The organism is Bacillus sp. FS02 (assembly GCF_024398395.1).
Classification (GTDB): domain Bacteria; phylum Bacillota; class Bacilli; order Bacillales; family Bacillaceae; genus Bacillus; species Bacillus altitudinis.
In genome coordinates, this window is the sequence record NZ_CP074101.1 from 2938663 (window position 1) to 2954959 (window position 16297).

Below are 16297 nucleotides of genomic sequence, written 5' to 3' on the forward strand. Positions count from 1 at the left end.
TGTGAGAGCGGGACTTTGCTTTATGTGCCTTTTTTCTGATCACGGTATTTTCCAGGCGTCGTGCCTTCCAGCTTTTTAAAGGAGCGGATGAAATTTTGCGGATTTTTGTATTTTAGCTTTTCCGAAATTTCTTTCACCGACATATCCGTCTCTACCAACCAGTTTTTGGCGACATGATGTCTGTAAGACGAGAGATATTCACTAAAGGAGATATCCATTTCTTTTCTAAAAATACTACTTAAATAATTTGGATTGTAGTGCAGGCGTGTAGCGATTTCGTCCAAGGTCAGATCTGAGTCAAATTCTTGATGAATGATATGAATGATTTTCTCTGAGATATTTTTATATTGAGAGTCTTCACGCGCGCCGAGCTGATCAATGATGGGTCGAATGATCTCATGTTTCAGCCACGCTTCTGTATCTTCAAACGTTTTAAACTCAAAGATCGTATCATAGAGCATTTTATTATCTTCGACTTCAAACAATTCAATGCCTAGCAAATGCATCAGCTCGATGAGATTGTTTAAAAAACGAGCGAGAGCAATCTGGTACTCATGTGGTCCAGCATTTTTAGAAAAAATGGATTGCAGAAGCACATGTAAATAGTGATCTGCCTTGCCTTGATCGCCTGCTTTAATGGCATCAAATAAATCATGCTGCAGCTGTTTTGGGAAATGAGTCTTAAACGTCTTTCCTTGCTGAATATGCTCGTATAAAAGAATGGATTTTTTCTCTGCTTTGAGCCTATATTTTAAGGCTTCTTTTCCCTCAATATAAGCATGTTTGGCCATAGAGAGCTCTTTAAATGAGCGACTGATCCCAATGCTGATCGACAAGCCCAGCTCTTCCTCAATTCTCTGCTGAATTGTTTCGGCTAATTGATTTAAATATTCAGTAAATTCCTCTTCTGACTTCGATTGATTGAGAACAATCGTCGTTTGATGCTGATTGACAACGGTCGGCTGAAGGTGCTCCTCTAGCGGAATAATCTGCTCGATCAGTCCATTTATCGCAAATAAAAGCAAGTCTGCATCCTTTTTTTCATACGGCGTTCCTTTTAGTGTATCGATTTGGGTCACAAGCATGGACAAATGGGACCAGTCACGAGGAAAGCCTAGACTTTGAAATCGGTTGTGAATCTCTTCTTCCGTCAGCTTGCCAAGCAGCAGCCGCACCATAAAGTATTGCTGTAAGTGTGTTACTTGCTGCTCAATCCGTTCCTCTAGATCATTGTTTTGATCTTTCATTTGTTTAATGCTCGATTCGATGAGCTCAAATTCATTTTGGAAAGGCTGTTTATGCAAAAACGACTCATTACGTGCAAAGGATTCGTATAATAAGCGAATCGGTTTATAAAAGTGTCTAGAGCCAAACCATGAAAATAATAATGAAAGCGCTAACAAAATAAAGCAAATAATAAAGGTGATCCACCCGATTGATTTCGTTTGCTGCTTTAGTTCTGGAATGGAGACAAAGGATAAGTATGTCCATTCGTTATAATCTGATTTTTGAAACGTAATTTGATAGTTTAGTTCATCGATTTTCATATCAAATTGTCCGGATCGTTCTTCAAGTGACAGGACATGTTTGACGAAATCTTGATTTTTTAACGAGTCACCAATTTGTTCTTTTCGATTATGTAGCAGCACTTTTCCGTTTGTATCAATGACAAACATACTATCAGATTGAGAGAAGTCAGGCATGTTGTCAGCAATCACGCAGCTTGGAATGCTGGCGACGGCGATCCCCTTTTTTTGGACACTATTCATCGGCAGCTGCTTGATTAAATTCACATTGTATTTGCAAAAGGATGTCTTTCCTTCTTTTGTTGAGACAAGTGGATTATTTTCTTCAAGTGCCCAGCTGGAATGACTCGGAATATTGAGGTAAGAGGTTAACGCTTTCTCTTGATCCCCGTTTGAGACATGATAAAGACCAGAATTGTTCATATACCAATCTTCCATTTTGCTAACAAGTGTAATATTGGAGAGATCAGTGTCGAAGGTTTGCAGGTAATTCAGTTCTTGCTGGACTTGATTATAAAGTTGGAATTGGTCTGGATTTAAAGGTTCTGCCAGTGTTTGAAGGAGAGGCGGCGAACTGACATAGTGAGTGAGAGAATGATCTACTGTCTTTAGAATATGCTCAATATTGGATTGCGTTTGTTTGACGCTGTCCAGCTTTTCATTTGAAATATTTTCGAGTGCAGTTTTTTGCGAATGCTGATAAGAAAAAATACCGACAATAATAACAGGAATCGTACTAAGCACGAAAAAAAACGTCACCAGCTTGTAATAAAATTTATACTGCTTTCTTTTCATAAAACCCCCCATTTCAAACGAAACAATCTTTTCCCCTTAGTTTATTAATCCAAAAATCTGGTAGGTTTGTCAATAATCATTTTCTGAGATTAGGATCATTTTCTTATGTTTTATGTAACGTTTTGAGTAGCTTCCCCTGAGTAAATATGATCTGATGATATGATTGTAGACGGATTTTTCATCCTTAAGATACAGTTAACACATGCATCAGCATGAGGGGAGGCTTTATCTGTGAAAACACAGGATGTCACTGCCAAGGGTGTGCCTGCGGCAGCTTTGAAAAAAGAAAAGAGAAAGCGCTTACTTAACCAATTACTTAGTCAAAAATTTCTGTATTTAATGATTTTGCCAGGGCTCCTTTATTTTCTTGTCTTTAAATATGTCCCAATGTGGGGGCTGATCATTGCCTTTCAAGATTACCAGCCGTTTCTCGGAATTCTTGGCAGTGAGTGGGTTGGCTTCAAACACTTTATTCGCTTATTTACAGAACCAACATTTTTCATCTTATTAAAAAATACGCTCATTTTATTTGCCATGAATGTCGTGATTTTCTTTCCGATTCCGATCTTATTAGCTCTTCTTTTAAACGAGGTCAGATTGGCACTGTTTAAGAAATTTGTTCAGACAATGATTTATATTCCTCACTTCATGTCATGGGTGATTGTCGTGTCCTTATCTTTTGTTTTGTTAACGGTAGATGGCGGGTTAATCAATGAATTGATTGCTTTCTTTGGAGGAGAAAAGATTAACTTCCTTCTTAGTCAAGAATGGTTTAGACCCATGTATATTTTGCAGGTAATCTGGAGAGAAGCGGGTTGGTCAACCATTATTTATCTTGCAGCGATTACAGCAGTAGATCCGCAGCTATACGAAGCAGCAAAAATGGATGGAGCCGGTAGACTTAGACAAATGTGGCACATCACCCTTCCTGCGATTAAAAGTGTCATTGTTGTACTGCTCATTTTAAAAATCGGTGATACGTTAGAGCTTGGATTTGAACATGTCTATTTATTACTCAATGCGACCAACAGGGAAGTCGCAGAGATTTTTGATACGTATGTGTATACAGCTGGTCTGAAGCAAGGACAATTCAGCTATAGTACCGCAGTTGGTTTATTTAAAGCAGCCGTTGGACTTATTTTGGTCATGATGGCGAACCGTTTAGCGAAGAAGTTTGGAGAAGAAGGGATTTATTAAAAGGGGAGATGAAGACCAATGACATTATCGATTGAAAAGGGATCACCGCTTGAGCATGCAGAGAAATTAGCACAAACAATAATGAAAGCGTATACACCGATTGAACTTCCGCCAGCTGGAAGGTGGCACTATCATCAAGGGGTTTTCCTTTGCGGAGTGATGAAGCTTTACGAAGCAACAGAAAACGAGGCGTACTTTGATTATGTGAAAAATTATGCTGACTCACTCATTGATGACCATGGGAATCTGTTATTCCGCAGAGACGAGCTTGATGCCATTCAAGCAGGGCTCATTTTATTCCCGCTGATTGAAAGAACGGGAGAGAAGCGGTATGTGAAGGCAGCAGAAAAGCTTCGGGGGCTTTACCGGACGCTGAATCGCACGTCTGAGGGCGGATTTTGGCATAAAGACAATTATGCTTATCAAATGTGGCTAGATGGTCTTTATATGGGTGGGCCTTTTGCTTTAAAGTATGCCCAGTTGACAGGAGAATCGGAGCTGGTGGACATGGTCATCCATCAAGAGCATCTCATGAGAAAGCATACCAAAGATGAAAAAACGGGCCTTTACTATCACGCATGGGATGAACGGAAAGTGATGCCATGGGCTGATCAACAGACGGGCTGTTCCCCAGAATTTTGGGCAAGATCCTTTGGCTGGTATGTCCTTGCGTTAGCCGATATGATCGAAGATTTACCAGAAGGACATGAAGGACGAAAAGTGTGGAAGGACACACTGACAGATATGCTGGAAAGTGTGGCAAAATATCAGGACGACGAAACGGGTCTATGGCATCAAATCATTGATAAAGGAAGTCATAGCGACAACTGGCTTGAAAGCTCAGGGTCATGTCTATTCATGTATGCGATGGCAAAAGCCATGAATGAAGGATATGTCAGTCTTCGATATGTTGATCACGTGGTCAAAGCGTATCAAGGGTTGATTGAGTATAAAACGGAGGAAAAAGACAACGGCGATTTTACAGTGAACGGTATTTGTATTGGAACATCTGCGGGATTTTATGACTATTACGTTGGCAGAGAGCGGAGCACGAATGATTTGCATGGAGCAGGCGCTTTTATTATGGCGTTAACTGAACTAGAAAAGCTGTCTGTGTTTCAAAAGGTATGATGCGGCATCAAAGGGCTGCGGCATGGCTCTTAAGCTTCATCGCTGCCTTTTATTTGTCCGCCTGTCAGGGGAAAACAGAGGGGATTGATGTCCTTATTTTTTCTGACATGTCAAAAGCAATGAAAGACCAATTAGTGGAGAAAGCTTTTCAACCAAATCAGGAGACATACGACGTTCACATCTTCCCTGCAATTCCTGAAAAACTTCTTGTTGAAATTACTGCAAAAGAGGGGGACGTGATGTTTGTCCCGGAAGAAATGTTTAGAACATATGATGATCCTGAAAGCTTTCAGCTGCTTGAAGAGATGCGGGTAGATGGCGAAGGGGTAGGACCATATACGGTAGAAGATGCAAAGACGGGAAATACAGTCGATTATGCGGTCCAAATCAAGAAAGGAACAAAGCAGCTAAATGGCTATACCTTTCGGTTACACCGAGATATGGTCGCCTTCATACCTGTGTATGCGGAGAAATCTAAAGAGGCACTGTCTCTCATGAAGCAGCTTCGTGAAAACCAATAGAAAAAGGGGTGGGGGAATGTGAAAAGGGTCGCCGTTTGCGGGCTCAGTCACCGCGCTTTCAATATGTTTATCAAACCGCTCACCGAGGATTTCAACGAGCATTACAGGATTACAGGGCTCCTAGATGTAGATGAGAAGCGGTATACACTTTGTCAGGAGCGTTTTCCATCACTAAGGGGCGTCTCATTTTTTTATGAGGATGCATTTGGTCAGATGGTGAAGGAAGCAAGACCAGATATCGTCATTGTGGCGGGGCGAGATGATACACATGTCACATATATCCTGCAGGCACTGGATCATGATCTGGATGTCATAACGGAAAAGCCGATGGTCACAACAGCAAAAGACGCCAAACGGGTGATGGAAAAAGAGGCAGAAAGCAAAGGGAAGGTCACCGTCACCTTTAATTATCGCTACAATCCATTCCACCGAAAGATAAAAGAGCTCATTTTAGCTGGAAAGATTGGGAGGGTCACGTCTGTTGAGTTAAGCTGGCTCATTGATACGTATCACGGAGCCAGTTATTTTAAAAGGTGGAACCGCTCGCGTCAATATTCAGGCGGTCTGTCTATTCATAAATCGACCCATCACTTTGACTTGGTCAACTGGTGGATTGATCAAAAGCCGAAGCAAGTATTTGCCTATGGCGCACTGAATTATTATGGGGATGAAAGTCCTTGGAATCCTTTGCAGGGTGAAGAGAATCGATATTGTGGAACGTGTCATGTAAGAGATACCTGTCATTATGAAGCAAGGTGGAATCCGCGGGTAGAGCGCACAAAGGTGGAGGATGACCATATTGAATCAGGTGAGCAGCAGTCAAAGCAATACTCAAATTATCGCCCGGATGCCTGTATTTTTGATCAAGAAATTGATATTGAGGATACATATGTGGCGTCAGTGGCTTATGATCAGGGGGCTTTGTTAAGTTACTCGATTCAATTTTCAGCGCCATATGAAGGCTACCGGCTTGCGATTAACGGGACGAAGGGACGGATTGAAACAAATGAGTTTCATGTGCCATCGAGAATCCCTTTTCAATTCCCTGAACAGACCATTGCATACTACCCGATGTTTGGTGGAAAAGAAACGATTGAAGTTGTGAAGCAATCAGGGGGTCATGGAGGCGGAGATCCGCTATTATTAGCAGATTTATTTTTAGGAAAAGATCTGCTCATTCCTTATGACATTTCGGCAGGAGCAGAGGCGGGTGCTTATTCCATTGCACTTGGCGAAGGCATGTGGCGCTCAGTTGCAGAAAAACGTCCGATTGAAATAGAAGAATTGTTTCAAAAAGAGACGGTGTAACGAGAAAGAGAGGAGGGAAGAGAGATGGATCATGATGGATCAATGAGCAGAATGTTGCGCATGTGTGAGTGGGTGATGAGACTTGCCTATACGAATTTGTTATGGCTTTTGTTCACTTTACTTGGGCTTGGAATCTTTGGCTTCATGCCTGCAACAACAGCGTTATTTTCTGTGATGAGAAAGTGGATACAAGGGCATGAGCAAGTCAGCGTCTTTCAAACCTTTTGGAAAGTATACCGCGAAGAATTTGTACGCTCTAATGTCATTGGAGTGGTGCTGGTCATCATCGGGACAATTATTTATGTAGACCTTGCTTATATTTATCCAACGAGCTGGTTTTTACACGTGCTTCGCTTTGCGATCTATATCTTTGGTTTTCTGTTTATTGTCAGCTTGTTTTATATCTTTCCGCTGCTGGCTCATTATGATTGGAAAAAGCGTCTTTATTTGAAATTTTCCCTTCTACTTGGGATCTCGTATTTGCAATATACGCTCTCTATGCTCGTTTTCTCGGCTGTTCTCTTTATCCTATTTGCTTATTTGCCAGGGATCGTGCCGTTTTTTAGCATCAGCATTCTCGCATATGGCCACATGTGGCTAGCCTATCAAGTGTTTAAAAAGATAGAGTTTGAAAGCGAGCAGCCGGCAGTTGATGTGAAGAAACGATTCCCGTCTTTCCTTCAATCCAAGCGGGTGAATACGCAGTGATGTGTATGATTTGCTATAATGGTGTCACCGTGAATAAAAGGAGAGATGAGAGTCGTGTCAGTAAAAGAAATTTCAATAGAAGAATTAAAGCAAAAGCTAGAGCAAGAAGAAGCCATTCAACTCGTCGATGTGCGTGAGGATGAAGAGGTAGCAGAAGGCATGATTCCAGAGGCAGTCCATATTCGAATGGGCGATATTCCTGAGAAGCTAGATGCGTTTGATAAGACGCAAGAGTATTATATTATTTGCCGTTCTGGTAAACGCAGTGAGAATGTCTGCTATTTCTTAGAAGACCAAGGCTATCAAGCAACCAATGTCGTTGGCGGCATGCTTGCATGGACAGGAGAAACAAAACCGAAGCTGTAAAAAGAAGTCCTTTCATCGACAAGATGGAAGGCTTTTTTTGTTCATATGTCCGTCTCTATTTGCATAAAAATAGAGTAGCAAGAGAAGGGAGAGTGGCATATGTGCTGAAGGTAGCTGTATTTGATGAAGAACATGAGAAAGATTTGCAAAGCGAAATCAATCTTTTTTTAAAAGGAATGGACGACGACCAAATTATTGACATTAAATACAATGTGGCGGTGATATGTGAGCAAGGAGGAGAGCAGCTCTACTGTTTTTCAGCGCTCATTTTATATAAAAAATAAAAGGACCTGCTGAAAGGTCCTTTTGCCATGATCAACTAGCGTCAATATGTAAACGATGCTTTTTGCAGTGAACGCATTGAAAGAGATAGCCTTGCAAGTCTCCTCCGTTCACGAGCCATTGTTTCAGGTTCTCTTTTGTGAAATGTCCACCACTGCAAATCTCTTCAATATCCTCTGAGAGTTCTTCCTCTAAATGTTCAATTTCTTTCCATCCAACATACTGCACAATCGCGCAAAAATCGCCGCAATGGCTTAACCAATATTCCTGCTGCCATCCGCGGTAACCCGGCGTTCTGTAGATCAGTTCATCTATATATTCTTCATGATCAACGTCATCACAACTCACATCGTCTTGAAACATTCCATTATATGTTTGAGCAGCTGATCCATCTTTAATGCACCAAGGACAAATGCCAGAAACGTCTTCAACAGAATAAAAAGGACCATGATATACATAATCTCGTTCTTTCTCACAAACGGGGCATATCGTCTGCTCTTTTTTAATTACATGTAATGAAACTGGGTCTGGGTTGTACTTGAACGTAGGTAACGTCATATAAACCTCCATTATGTAGAAAAGTGATGATTCAACACTATTTTATCGGAATACGCGATGTCATGACAATCTTCAATTATTTCAACGAGAAAAAAAGCCGTTCGGATGAGGAACGACTTTTCTCTTGTGATGATTATGCTTTTTTTACTCTTGGACTTCTTGGTTTATTGTACTTATTTGCTTGTTTAATCGCTCTTCGTTCTTCATTTAATGATTTGTACAGAGATACAATCATTAAAATGATGACAACAGAGAACGGTAAAGCAGCAAGTTTGGCTGTGTTTTGTAAGGCTTCAAGACCGCCTGAAAATAAGAGCACTGCCGCAACTGCTGACTGGATAATACCCCAGCTGATCTTTACACTATTCGCTGGATTTAATGATCCATAGGTTGTCTGCATTCCGAGAACGAATGTAGCTGAGTCTGCTGATGTGATAAAGAATACCGCAATTAAAATAAGAGCTAGAATCGATGTGATCATTGCCAGCGGATATTCATTTAGTACTCCAAATAGCATGGTTTCCGTAGAAAGGCCTGCAACATCGACAATATTCTTTTGCTGTAAGTCCATCGCAGAAACACCGAAAATAGAGAACCAAAGAAATACAAGGATAGATGGAGCAACTAACACACCAACTAAAAACTCTCGAATGGTTCGTCCACGTGATACACGTGCAATAAAGATCCCGACAAATGGTGCCCAAGAGATCCACCATGCCCAATAAAAGATCGTCCATCCGTTAATCCATTCTCTCTTTTCAGGGTCATTTGGAGATAAGCGAAAGCTCATTTGAACGATGTTGGATAAGTATTGTCCAATAGAGTCAGTAAATGAATTTAAAATATAAACTGTTGGACCTACCAAAAGTAAGAAAAACATCAGAACAGCTGCTAATACCATGTTGATATTACTTAAATATTTAATCCCTTTACCAATACCGCTAAGAGCAGATGCAAGGAAGAGCACCGTCACAATGATGATAATAATCAATTGTGTGCTAAAGGCATTTGGAATGTTAAATAGATAATCCAATCCACCATTGATTTGTGCTGCGCCTAATCCTAAGCTCGTTGCAACACCAACAACTGTCGCAAACACAGCAATACAATCGATGGTTTTTCCGATCCATCCGTGCGTTTTATCTCCTAAAACTGGCTGCAGTGTTGCACTGATTAAGCCAGGCGCATCTTTTCTAAATTTAAAGTATGCAATGCAAAGCGCAACAATGGCATAGATCGCCCATGCATGAAGTCCCCAGTGGAAAAAAGTATAACGAAGGGAATCACGGAAGGCTTGTGCAGTTTCAGTGTCACCCGTTGGTGATTGAATCGCATAATGACTGATCGGTTCAGCTGCTCCGTAAAAAACAAGCCCAATACCCATTCCAGCACTAAATAGCATCGCAAACCAAGAAAAAAGACCAAATTCAGGCTCTTCACCTGGCTTTCCTAACGTAATTTTTCCGATAGGGCTAAAGATAAAGAATAGACAAAAGCCGACTAGAAGCGATACGACTAATAAATAATACCAGCCAAAGTCATTTGTAATGTATGTTTGAATTTGATCTGTCACATTTTGCAGTGATTCTGGAGAAAAGGCTCCCCATAGAACGGCAATAAATGTGATTGCAATCACAATCCAAAATACACTTGATACGTTTTTCACACCATCTCACTCTCCTGTTGTTCTACACGTTTAAGCAGAGGATTTTGTTTAATATCCCCTGTCTCAACTATTTTCAAACAAAAAGAGGCGAGTTTCTCACTCGACCTCTATTTTACCGTAACATGTTTTGCTTCCATTTATCAACCATCGATATGTGAAGATGACTTTTCTTCAATTCGTTTGCGCAGACGGTAGACATATTCTTTTAAACAAACTGCGAAAATCGTAAACGCTAAAATAATGGCGATTTTTAACGGGGTAATGGACAGCTTCATAAAGAAAGCGGCTGTCAAACTAATGACAACTGCAAGGACAATCGGAAGTGCGCGTCTAATCATTGAAATCTCTCCTTTACTTCTAGTGCGGCATTCATGCCAGCTAACCTGCCTGTCACAAGTGCTGACGTAATATTGTAACCACCTGTGTAACCGTGAATATCTAAAATTTCTCCGCAGAAATAAAGACCGGCCATTTTTTTGGATGCCATTTTCTTCGGTTCAATTTCTTTGACAGAAACGCCGCCACCTGTAACAAAGGCTTTATCTAAAGAAAGCGTCCCATTTGCATGGACGATGAAATGTTTACAATCATGAGCAAAAGCGCGCAGTTTATCTTTAGCGAGACCAGAAAATGTCTCCTGTGGATCAATGCCATTTCGTTCTAAAAGGAACAATAAATAGCGCTCTTGCATCCAAGATTTCAGGACATTTTTAATGGCTTTTTTTGGTTCATCTTTTAGATCGCGATGAAGTTTTTGGAAAAGCTCCTCGTCATTGAGCTTTGGGTATAAGTCAATTTGAAGACGGACGGCCTGTTGCTTTTTCAGTTCCTTCACAACAAATCCGCTGCATCTCAGAACGGCAGGACCTGATAAGCCAAAGTGTGTAAAGATCATATCCATGACATGAGTGACGACGGGTTTTCCTTTTTTATTTAAAACACTCACGGCCACACTTCTTAATGAAAGACCTTGAAGCACTTTGTCCTTAATAAAACGCTCGTCTGACGTGACGGGTACTTCGGTTGGGAAGAGCTCTGTAATGGTATGACCAGCGGCTTCTGCCCATGCATAGCCATCGCCAGTAGAGCCTGTATGCGGCACACTTTTCCCGCCAACAGCAATGACAACGGCATGACTTGAAATTTTTTCATCATTATTTGTAACAATTCCAGCTGCTTGTCCGTCTTGATACAGAACGGTTTTAATCTTTTCATTCGTTCGAATGGTCACATTGAGCGCGCGGAGCCTATCCAATAGGGCATCCACAACAGATTGTGCTTTGTTTGAGACAGGGAACATACGTCCATGGTCTTCTTCTTTTAGTTCAATACCTAGATTTTCAAAGAACGAAATAATATCCTCGTTATTGAACTCAGAAAATGCACTATATAGAAAACGGCCGTTTCCGGGAATATGCTTGATGATTTCTTCTACTGGAAGGCGATTGGTCACATTGCAGCGTCCACCGCCAGAAATGGCGAGCTTTCTGCCAAGTTTGTTTCCTTTGTCAATTAACAGAACCGATGCACCGTGTTCTGCCGATGCAATCGCGGCCATCAGTCCAGAAGGTCCACCGCCAATGACAATGACATCATAATGTTTCATGTTACATTCCTCTTTCTACTTTCAGTCATTTCTCTATTATAACGAAGATTGGGGAAGGCTGAAATATGAATTGATTGGTTTTGTGACTTCTGTATTGGATTTGTTACCTGTGCGATGAAATGATGTGTTAAAATAGTTAAGTTGAATATTCATTAGAAAAATGGTGGTTAAGCGCATGTCTAATAAACTGCTTCGTGGTACGTTGGTTTTAACGATAGGGACTTATCTCTCTCGTATTCTTGGTATGATTTACTTAATTCCATTTAGCGCAATGGTCGGAGCGACTGGTGGTGCGCTATTCCAATATGGATACAATCAGTATACGATCTTTTTAAGTATTGCTACGCTCGGTTTTCCAACAGCGGTATCGAAATTCGTCTCTAAATATAATGCAATCGGCGATTATGAGACAACAAGAAAAATGTTCAGGGCGGGTATGTCGGTCATGCTTGTCACCGGTATTATCGCCTTTTCTATTTTATATTTGACCGCACCGATCTTTGCCAAGATTCAGCTTGGAGGATCGAATGAAACGGGCGGTTTGACGGTTGATCAAGTGGTTTATGTGATTCGGATGGTCAGTTTGGGTCTATTGGTTGTACCCATTATGAGTCTTGTGCGAGGGTTTTTCCAAGGCCACTCGATGATGGGCCCGACAGCTGTTTCCCAAGTCATCGAACAACTTGTCAGAATCATCTTCCTATTAACAGCGACGTTTATCATTTTAAAAGTGCTTGACGGCGGTCTTGTTATTGCGGTTGGTTATGCCACATTTGCCGCACTCATTGGTGCGTTTGGCGGTCTATTTACGCTTTATTTATATTGGCTGAAACGGAAAGATCGGCTTTTGGCAATGCAGCCGAATACAGGGGACTATTCTGGATTATCTTATAAGCAAATGTTTACAGAGCTGTTCAGTTATGCAGCACCCTATGTGTTTGTTGGGCTTGCCATTCCGATTTATTCTTATATTGATACAAATACAATTAACAGAGCGATGATTGCATCAGGACATCAGGATATTAGTACAGCGGTTCTGTCTATTGTGACGTTATATTTACCGAAGCTTGTCATGATTCCTGTGTCACTTGCAACTGCATTTGGTTTAACATTGATTCCTACCATAACGGAATCCTTTACAGCGCGAAATTACAAGCTGCTGAATCGGCAAATTGATCAAACGATGCAGGTCATTTTATTCTTCGTTCTGCCTGCTTCATTTGGCATTTCAGCATTGGCTGGACCAGTTTATTGGTTTTTCTATCCGTCTGTGCATCCTGAGATTGGGACTTCTATTTTGTTTTGGTATGCACCTGTTGCGTTACTGTTTTCTTTATTCACCATTAACGCAGCGATTTTACAAGGGATTAACAAACAAAAATTTGCGATCGTCAGTCTTTTGTTAGGGATTATCATTAAAACGGTTCTCAATATCCCGCTGATTAGCTGGCTGCAAGGAAACGGTTCTGTGCTTGCAACGGCATTAGGCTACAGTGCCTCGATTTTGTATATGTTCATCATGATCAAGCGCCATGCAGGCTATTCGTTCCGCAGGATTTTCAAACGGTTTATTTTAATTGGTATTTTAACGGCAATCATGGCTGTAGTGGCTTATGTGACATGTCAGCTTGTGAGTCAAGTCATTTCATATGAAGGCGGAATCATACAAGCTGGTATTGTTATTTTGATTTCAATGATTACAGGCGGCGGTGTGTATATGTTCTTATCTTATAAAGTTGGATTGTTAGAGCGTGTACTTGGCAGCCGGATGCCATCATTTTTAAGAAAAAAGAGTTAAGAAGAGGTGGAGAAGCATGAGGCTTGATAAATTGCTGGCCAATACCGGCTTTGGTTCAAGGAAAGATGTAAAGAAGCTGGTCAAGGCCCGGGCTGTCACAGTGAATGGAGAAGTGGCGAAGCAGGTGAAAGATCATGTCGATCCAACAAATGATGAAGTGCTCGTGCATGGAGAGCGTGTAGAGTATAAAGAATTCATTTATCTCATGATGAACAAGCCAGACGGTGTCATTTCAGCAACGGAGGATCTGCGAGATGAGACGGTTGTTGATTTACTAGAGCCAGAGGATATTGCAAGGGAGCCATTCCCTGTGGGGAGACTGGATAAGGATACAGTCGGTCTCCTCCTCCTTACAAATGACGGCCAGCTTGCTCATCAATTGTTATCTCCGAAAAAGCATGTCCCGAAAACGTATGAAGTTCATCTAAAATACCCGCTTGGAGATCAAGACATCACTCGTCTTGAAGAGGGAATTGTGATTTTAGACGACTACCGAACGAAGCCGGCGAAGGTTGAAGTAGATGCCAACCAAGAGGCAGATACACGAATCCGTTTAACGATTACTGAAGGGAAGTACCATCAAGTGAAGCTGATGGCACAAGCAGTGGGCAATGAAGTGATCTTTTTAAAACGGCTCTCGATGGGGGCTGTTTCATTAGACGAAGATTTGGCCCCCGGAGAATACCGTGAATTGACGGAGGAAGAGTTAGACAGTTTAATCAATCGTGATTAATATAGAGCAAATGAAAAGAAGATAAGGGGCTAAAATCAAGTTCATTTTAGCCCTTTGTCAACAAAATGAAAAGAACCGGCGACCGCCGGTTCTTTTTGTTATATGGAAGTTCATTATTCGCTTATGATGATATTTTTACTTTTTTTCTCGTTGTTTCCCATTTGCCTCTGCTTGGACTATGAACAAGATCGTTATAGGCAAGCACGTTTAAGTCTCTTTGGATGGTTCTAGGTGTGATCCCGAATTCATCAACCAGCTCTTGTGTCGTCACAAGACCTTTCTCTTGAATGAACATATAAACTGATTTTATTCGAGTCATCATACGGTTTGTTGAAGGTTTCAAAAAACCACTCCCTATCAATAAGATCGGATGGACTTGACTAACCACAACTTACTACACTAAAACTGCGACATAAGGACATGCAACAATGGTAAATGTTCGTGTTTCTTAATGTTTTATTCTATTATACACGTTATTATGCATCTAGTTCCACCAAAAAGTCAACTTTACGTGTTTTTAAACTTGTCTTCATGAATGAAATTATGGTATATATCATGATTTGAATCCGGTTACAACCCAATAAACACAAGGCGTATAAAGAGAATTACCACTTAAGAAAGATCAAAAAATAAACACAGAAAATTTACAAAATAAAAAATCATTCATACAAAAAAGACACATTCAAATGAGAAATGTGTCTTTTTATTTTGGCTATCCTTCTAAGAAAAAGAGCTGCAAGAAAAATAAGACGGCAAAAATGAGCACAAGAATATGCACTTCTTTCCATTTTCCTTTTGCCAGCTTCACAAGTGGATATGAAATAAATCCTAGTGAAATTCCTGTAGAGATGCTAGATGTCAGCGGCATGGAAAGAATGACAAGAAAAGCAGGAAATGCTTCGTCAAGCTCATTCCAGCGAATACGTGACACTGAATTCATCATCAAACAGCCGACAATGATTAAGACAGGTGAAGTGATGGACGGCAAAGACGAAATGGCTTGAACGAGCGGACCAAAAAACAAAGCCACAATAAACAATGCAGCAACGGTTAAAGAGGTCAGTCCAGTTCTTCCGCCAGCAGCCACTCCTGATGAGGATTCAATGTAAGCTGTGGTTGGGCTTGTTCCAAACATTGAGCCAATTGTCGTCGCAGCAGAGTCAGCAAGTAAGGCTCTGCGTACTTTTGGGAGCTGACCATTTTTCATTAGACCTGCTTGTTCCGCAACCCCGATCATTGTTCCTGTTGTATCAAAAATCGTCACAAGTAAAAAGGAGAAGACAACAGCATACAAGTGATGGGAAAATACATCGCCAAACGCAGCGAATGGATTTGTAATCAGCATTCCTTCAGGGAGTGCTGGGGTATCCACTAGCACTTTAGGAAAATGAAGCTGACCTGTTGCAAGTGCAATTAACGTGGTTGCTAACATGCCGATAAACAGGGCTCCATTCACTTGAAGAACCATTAATATGACAGAAATCATTAAACCAACGAGTGTCAAAATGACAACAGGTGAACTTAAATTGCCAAGCTTCACAAGATTTTGTGGATCAGCAGTGATGATCCCAGACTGTCTTAGCCCAATGAATGCAATAAATAATCCGATACCTGCTGTAATCCCGTACTTTAAATTATCTGGAATCGCCTCAATGAGTTGTTTTCTAAGGGATGTTAACGATAAAATAATAAAGAGTATTCCAGCAACAAATACCGCACTAAATGCTGTTTGATAGCTGAGACCCCCACCACCGACAACAGTGACGGTGAAATAGACATTCAGCCCCATACCTGGTGCAATGGCAATCGGATAGTTTGCAAAGAGTGCCATCCAGAGGGTACCGACAACAGCAGCGATAATGGTTGCAGTAAAGACTTGGTCAAAAGGAATGCCTGCATCTGAAAGGATTCCTGGATTGACGGCTACAATATATACCATCGTAAAGAATGTCGTCATACCAGCGAGTAATTCTTTCTTTATATTGGTTTGGTTCTCTTTTAACTGAAACATAAAATCCTCCATTTACGAACATTATTACAAAACACTTAATATAATATTCGTTTTAAGGGTGGATTGCAACCTTTTTTCAAGGAGGAATGGA

At 41.0% G+C, this 16297-nt stretch carries 16 protein-coding genes; 9 read left to right on the plus strand and 7 right to left on the minus strand.

Annotation, left to right across the window (positions count from 1 at the left end; genetic code table 11):
- Positions 1 to 20: 20 nt before the first annotated feature.
- Entirely contained in the window at positions 21 to 2321 is a 2301-nt protein-coding gene (locus KFQ09_RS15060; protein ID WP_019743703.1) for a helix-turn-helix domain-containing protein, read from the minus strand.
- Between the two features lie 231 nt (positions 2322 to 2552).
- Between KFQ09_RS15060 and KFQ09_RS15065 the strand changes: the two genes are divergently transcribed.
- The 7 genes from KFQ09_RS15065 (at position 2553) to KFQ09_RS15095 (ending at position 7836) form a co-directional block, all read left to right on the plus strand.
- Positions 2553 to 3518: an ABC transporter permease gene (locus KFQ09_RS15065; RefSeq protein ID WP_008343019.1), complete on the plus strand. Its 966-nt coding sequence runs from the start codon at positions 2553 to 2555 to the stop codon at positions 3516 to 3518.
- An 18-nt stretch (positions 3519 to 3536) separates the two neighbouring features.
- Positions 3537 to 4649: a glycoside hydrolase family 88/105 protein gene (locus KFQ09_RS15070; RefSeq protein WP_255835794.1), complete on the plus strand. Its 1113-nt coding sequence runs from the start codon at positions 3537 to 3539 to the stop codon at positions 4647 to 4649.
- The gene (locus tag KFQ09_RS15075; protein ID WP_046527552.1) at positions 4646 to 5170 is read left to right on the plus strand and encodes a hypothetical protein; all 525 of its coding nucleotides are present in this window, start codon (positions 4646 to 4648) and stop codon (positions 5168 to 5170) included. The genes KFQ09_RS15070 and KFQ09_RS15075 overlap by 4 nt, the downstream gene beginning before the upstream one ends.
- A 63-nt stretch (positions 5171 to 5233) precedes the next feature.
- Positions 5234 to 6478 (plus strand): Gfo/Idh/MocA family protein, encoded by a 1245-nt coding sequence (locus KFQ09_RS15080; RefSeq protein ID WP_370648335.1) that lies wholly within the window; start codon positions 5234 to 5236, stop codon positions 6476 to 6478.
- A 24-nt stretch (positions 6479 to 6502) separates the two neighbouring features.
- Positions 6503 to 7186, plus strand: a complete 684-nt coding sequence (locus KFQ09_RS15085) for a YesL family protein (RefSeq protein ID WP_007501858.1) — start codon at positions 6503 to 6505, stop codon at positions 7184 to 7186.
- Between the two features lie 54 nt (positions 7187 to 7240).
- Positions 7241 to 7552, plus strand: coding sequence for a rhodanese-like domain-containing protein (locus tag KFQ09_RS15090; protein ID WP_017358336.1), 312 nt, complete (start codon positions 7241 to 7243; stop codon positions 7550 to 7552).
- A gap of 101 nt (positions 7553 to 7653) precedes the next feature.
- Positions 7654 to 7836, plus strand: coding sequence for a sporulation protein Cse60 (locus KFQ09_RS15095; protein WP_003217582.1), 183 nt, complete (start codon positions 7654 to 7656; stop codon positions 7834 to 7836).
- A gap of 31 nt (positions 7837 to 7867) precedes the next feature.
- Here the strand turns inward: KFQ09_RS15095 and KFQ09_RS15100 are convergent, their stop codons facing one another.
- The 4 genes from KFQ09_RS15100 to KFQ09_RS15115 all read right to left on the minus strand — a co-directional run bounded on the left by KFQ09_RS15100 (position 7868) and on the right by KFQ09_RS15115 (position 11664).
- Positions 7868 to 8392: a CbrC family protein gene (locus KFQ09_RS15100; RefSeq protein WP_017358334.1), complete on the minus strand. Its 525-nt coding sequence runs from the start codon at positions 8390 to 8392 to the stop codon at positions 7868 to 7870.
- A 133-nt stretch (positions 8393 to 8525) separates the two neighbouring features.
- Complete coding sequence (locus tag KFQ09_RS15105) at positions 8526 to 10058, minus strand: glycine betaine transporter OpuD (protein ID WP_017358333.1); 1533 nt, start codon at positions 10056 to 10058, stop codon at positions 8526 to 8528.
- Between the two features lie 140 nt (positions 10059 to 10198).
- Positions 10199 to 10396, minus strand: a complete 198-nt coding sequence (locus tag KFQ09_RS15110; protein WP_008343027.1) for a hypothetical protein — start codon at positions 10394 to 10396, stop codon at positions 10199 to 10201.
- Positions 10393 to 11664, minus strand: coding sequence for a BaiN/RdsA family NAD(P)/FAD-dependent oxidoreductase (locus KFQ09_RS15115; protein WP_017358332.1), 1272 nt, complete (start codon positions 11662 to 11664; stop codon positions 10393 to 10395). The genes KFQ09_RS15110 and KFQ09_RS15115 overlap by 4 nt, the downstream gene beginning before the upstream one ends.
- 175 nt (positions 11665 to 11839) lie before the next feature.
- On the opposite strand from KFQ09_RS15115, the gene KFQ09_RS15120 reads away from it, so the two are divergent.
- Entirely contained in the window at positions 11840 to 13462 is a 1623-nt protein-coding gene (locus KFQ09_RS15120; protein WP_017358331.1) for a putative polysaccharide biosynthesis protein, read from the plus strand.
- A 16-nt stretch (positions 13463 to 13478) separates the two neighbouring features.
- The gene (locus KFQ09_RS15125; protein WP_017358330.1) at positions 13479 to 14195 is read left to right on the plus strand and encodes a pseudouridine synthase; all 717 of its coding nucleotides are present in this window, start codon (positions 13479 to 13481) and stop codon (positions 14193 to 14195) included.
- Between the two features lie 121 nt (positions 14196 to 14316).
- Here the strand turns inward: KFQ09_RS15125 and KFQ09_RS15130 are convergent, their stop codons facing one another.
- Complete coding sequence (locus tag KFQ09_RS15130) at positions 14317 to 14538, minus strand: DeoR family transcriptional regulator (protein ID WP_008356419.1); 222 nt, start codon at positions 14536 to 14538, stop codon at positions 14317 to 14319.
- Positions 14539 to 14907: 369 nt separating this feature from the next.
- Positions 14908 to 16206: an NCS2 family permease gene (locus KFQ09_RS15135; RefSeq protein WP_025207822.1), complete on the minus strand. Its 1299-nt coding sequence runs from the start codon at positions 16204 to 16206 to the stop codon at positions 14908 to 14910.
- Between the last annotated feature and the right edge of the window lie 91 nt (positions 16207 to 16297).

Bases quoted from the DNA above. Each gene is read 5' to 3' on its own strand.
- KFQ09_RS15060 (WP_019743703.1), bottom strand. From the start codon at position 2,321: ATGAAAAGAAAGCAGTATAAATTTTATTACAAGCTGGTGACGTTTTTT.
- KFQ09_RS15070 (WP_255835794.1), top strand. From the start codon at position 3,537: ATGACATTATCGATTGAAAAGGGATCACCGCTTGAGCATGCAGAGAAA.
- KFQ09_RS15075 (WP_046527552.1), top strand. From the start codon at position 4,646: ATGATGCGGCATCAAAGGGCTGCGGCATGGCTCTTAAGCTTCATCGCT.
- KFQ09_RS15080 (WP_370648335.1), top strand. From the start codon at position 5,234: ATGTTTATCAAACCGCTCACCGAGGATTTCAACGAGCATTACAGGATT.
- KFQ09_RS15085 (WP_007501858.1), top strand. From the start codon at position 6,503: ATGGATCATGATGGATCAATGAGCAGAATGTTGCGCATGTGTGAGTGG.
- KFQ09_RS15100 (WP_017358334.1), bottom strand. From the start codon at position 8,392: ATGACGTTACCTACGTTCAAGTACAACCCAGACCCAGTTTCATTACAT.
- KFQ09_RS15110 (WP_008343027.1), bottom strand. From the start codon at position 10,396: ATGATTAGACGCGCACTTCCGATTGTCCTTGCAGTTGTCATTAGTTTG.
- KFQ09_RS15115 (WP_017358332.1), bottom strand. From the start codon at position 11,664: ATGAAACATTATGATGTCATTGTCATTGGCGGTGGACCTTCTGGACTG.
- KFQ09_RS15120 (WP_017358331.1), top strand. From the start codon at position 11,840: ATGTCTAATAAACTGCTTCGTGGTACGTTGGTTTTAACGATAGGGACT.
- KFQ09_RS15125 (WP_017358330.1), top strand. From the start codon at position 13,479: ATGAGGCTTGATAAATTGCTGGCCAATACCGGCTTTGGTTCAAGGAAA.
- KFQ09_RS15135 (WP_025207822.1), bottom strand. From the start codon at position 16,206: ATGTTTCAGTTAAAAGAGAACCAAACCAATATAAAGAAAGAATTACTC.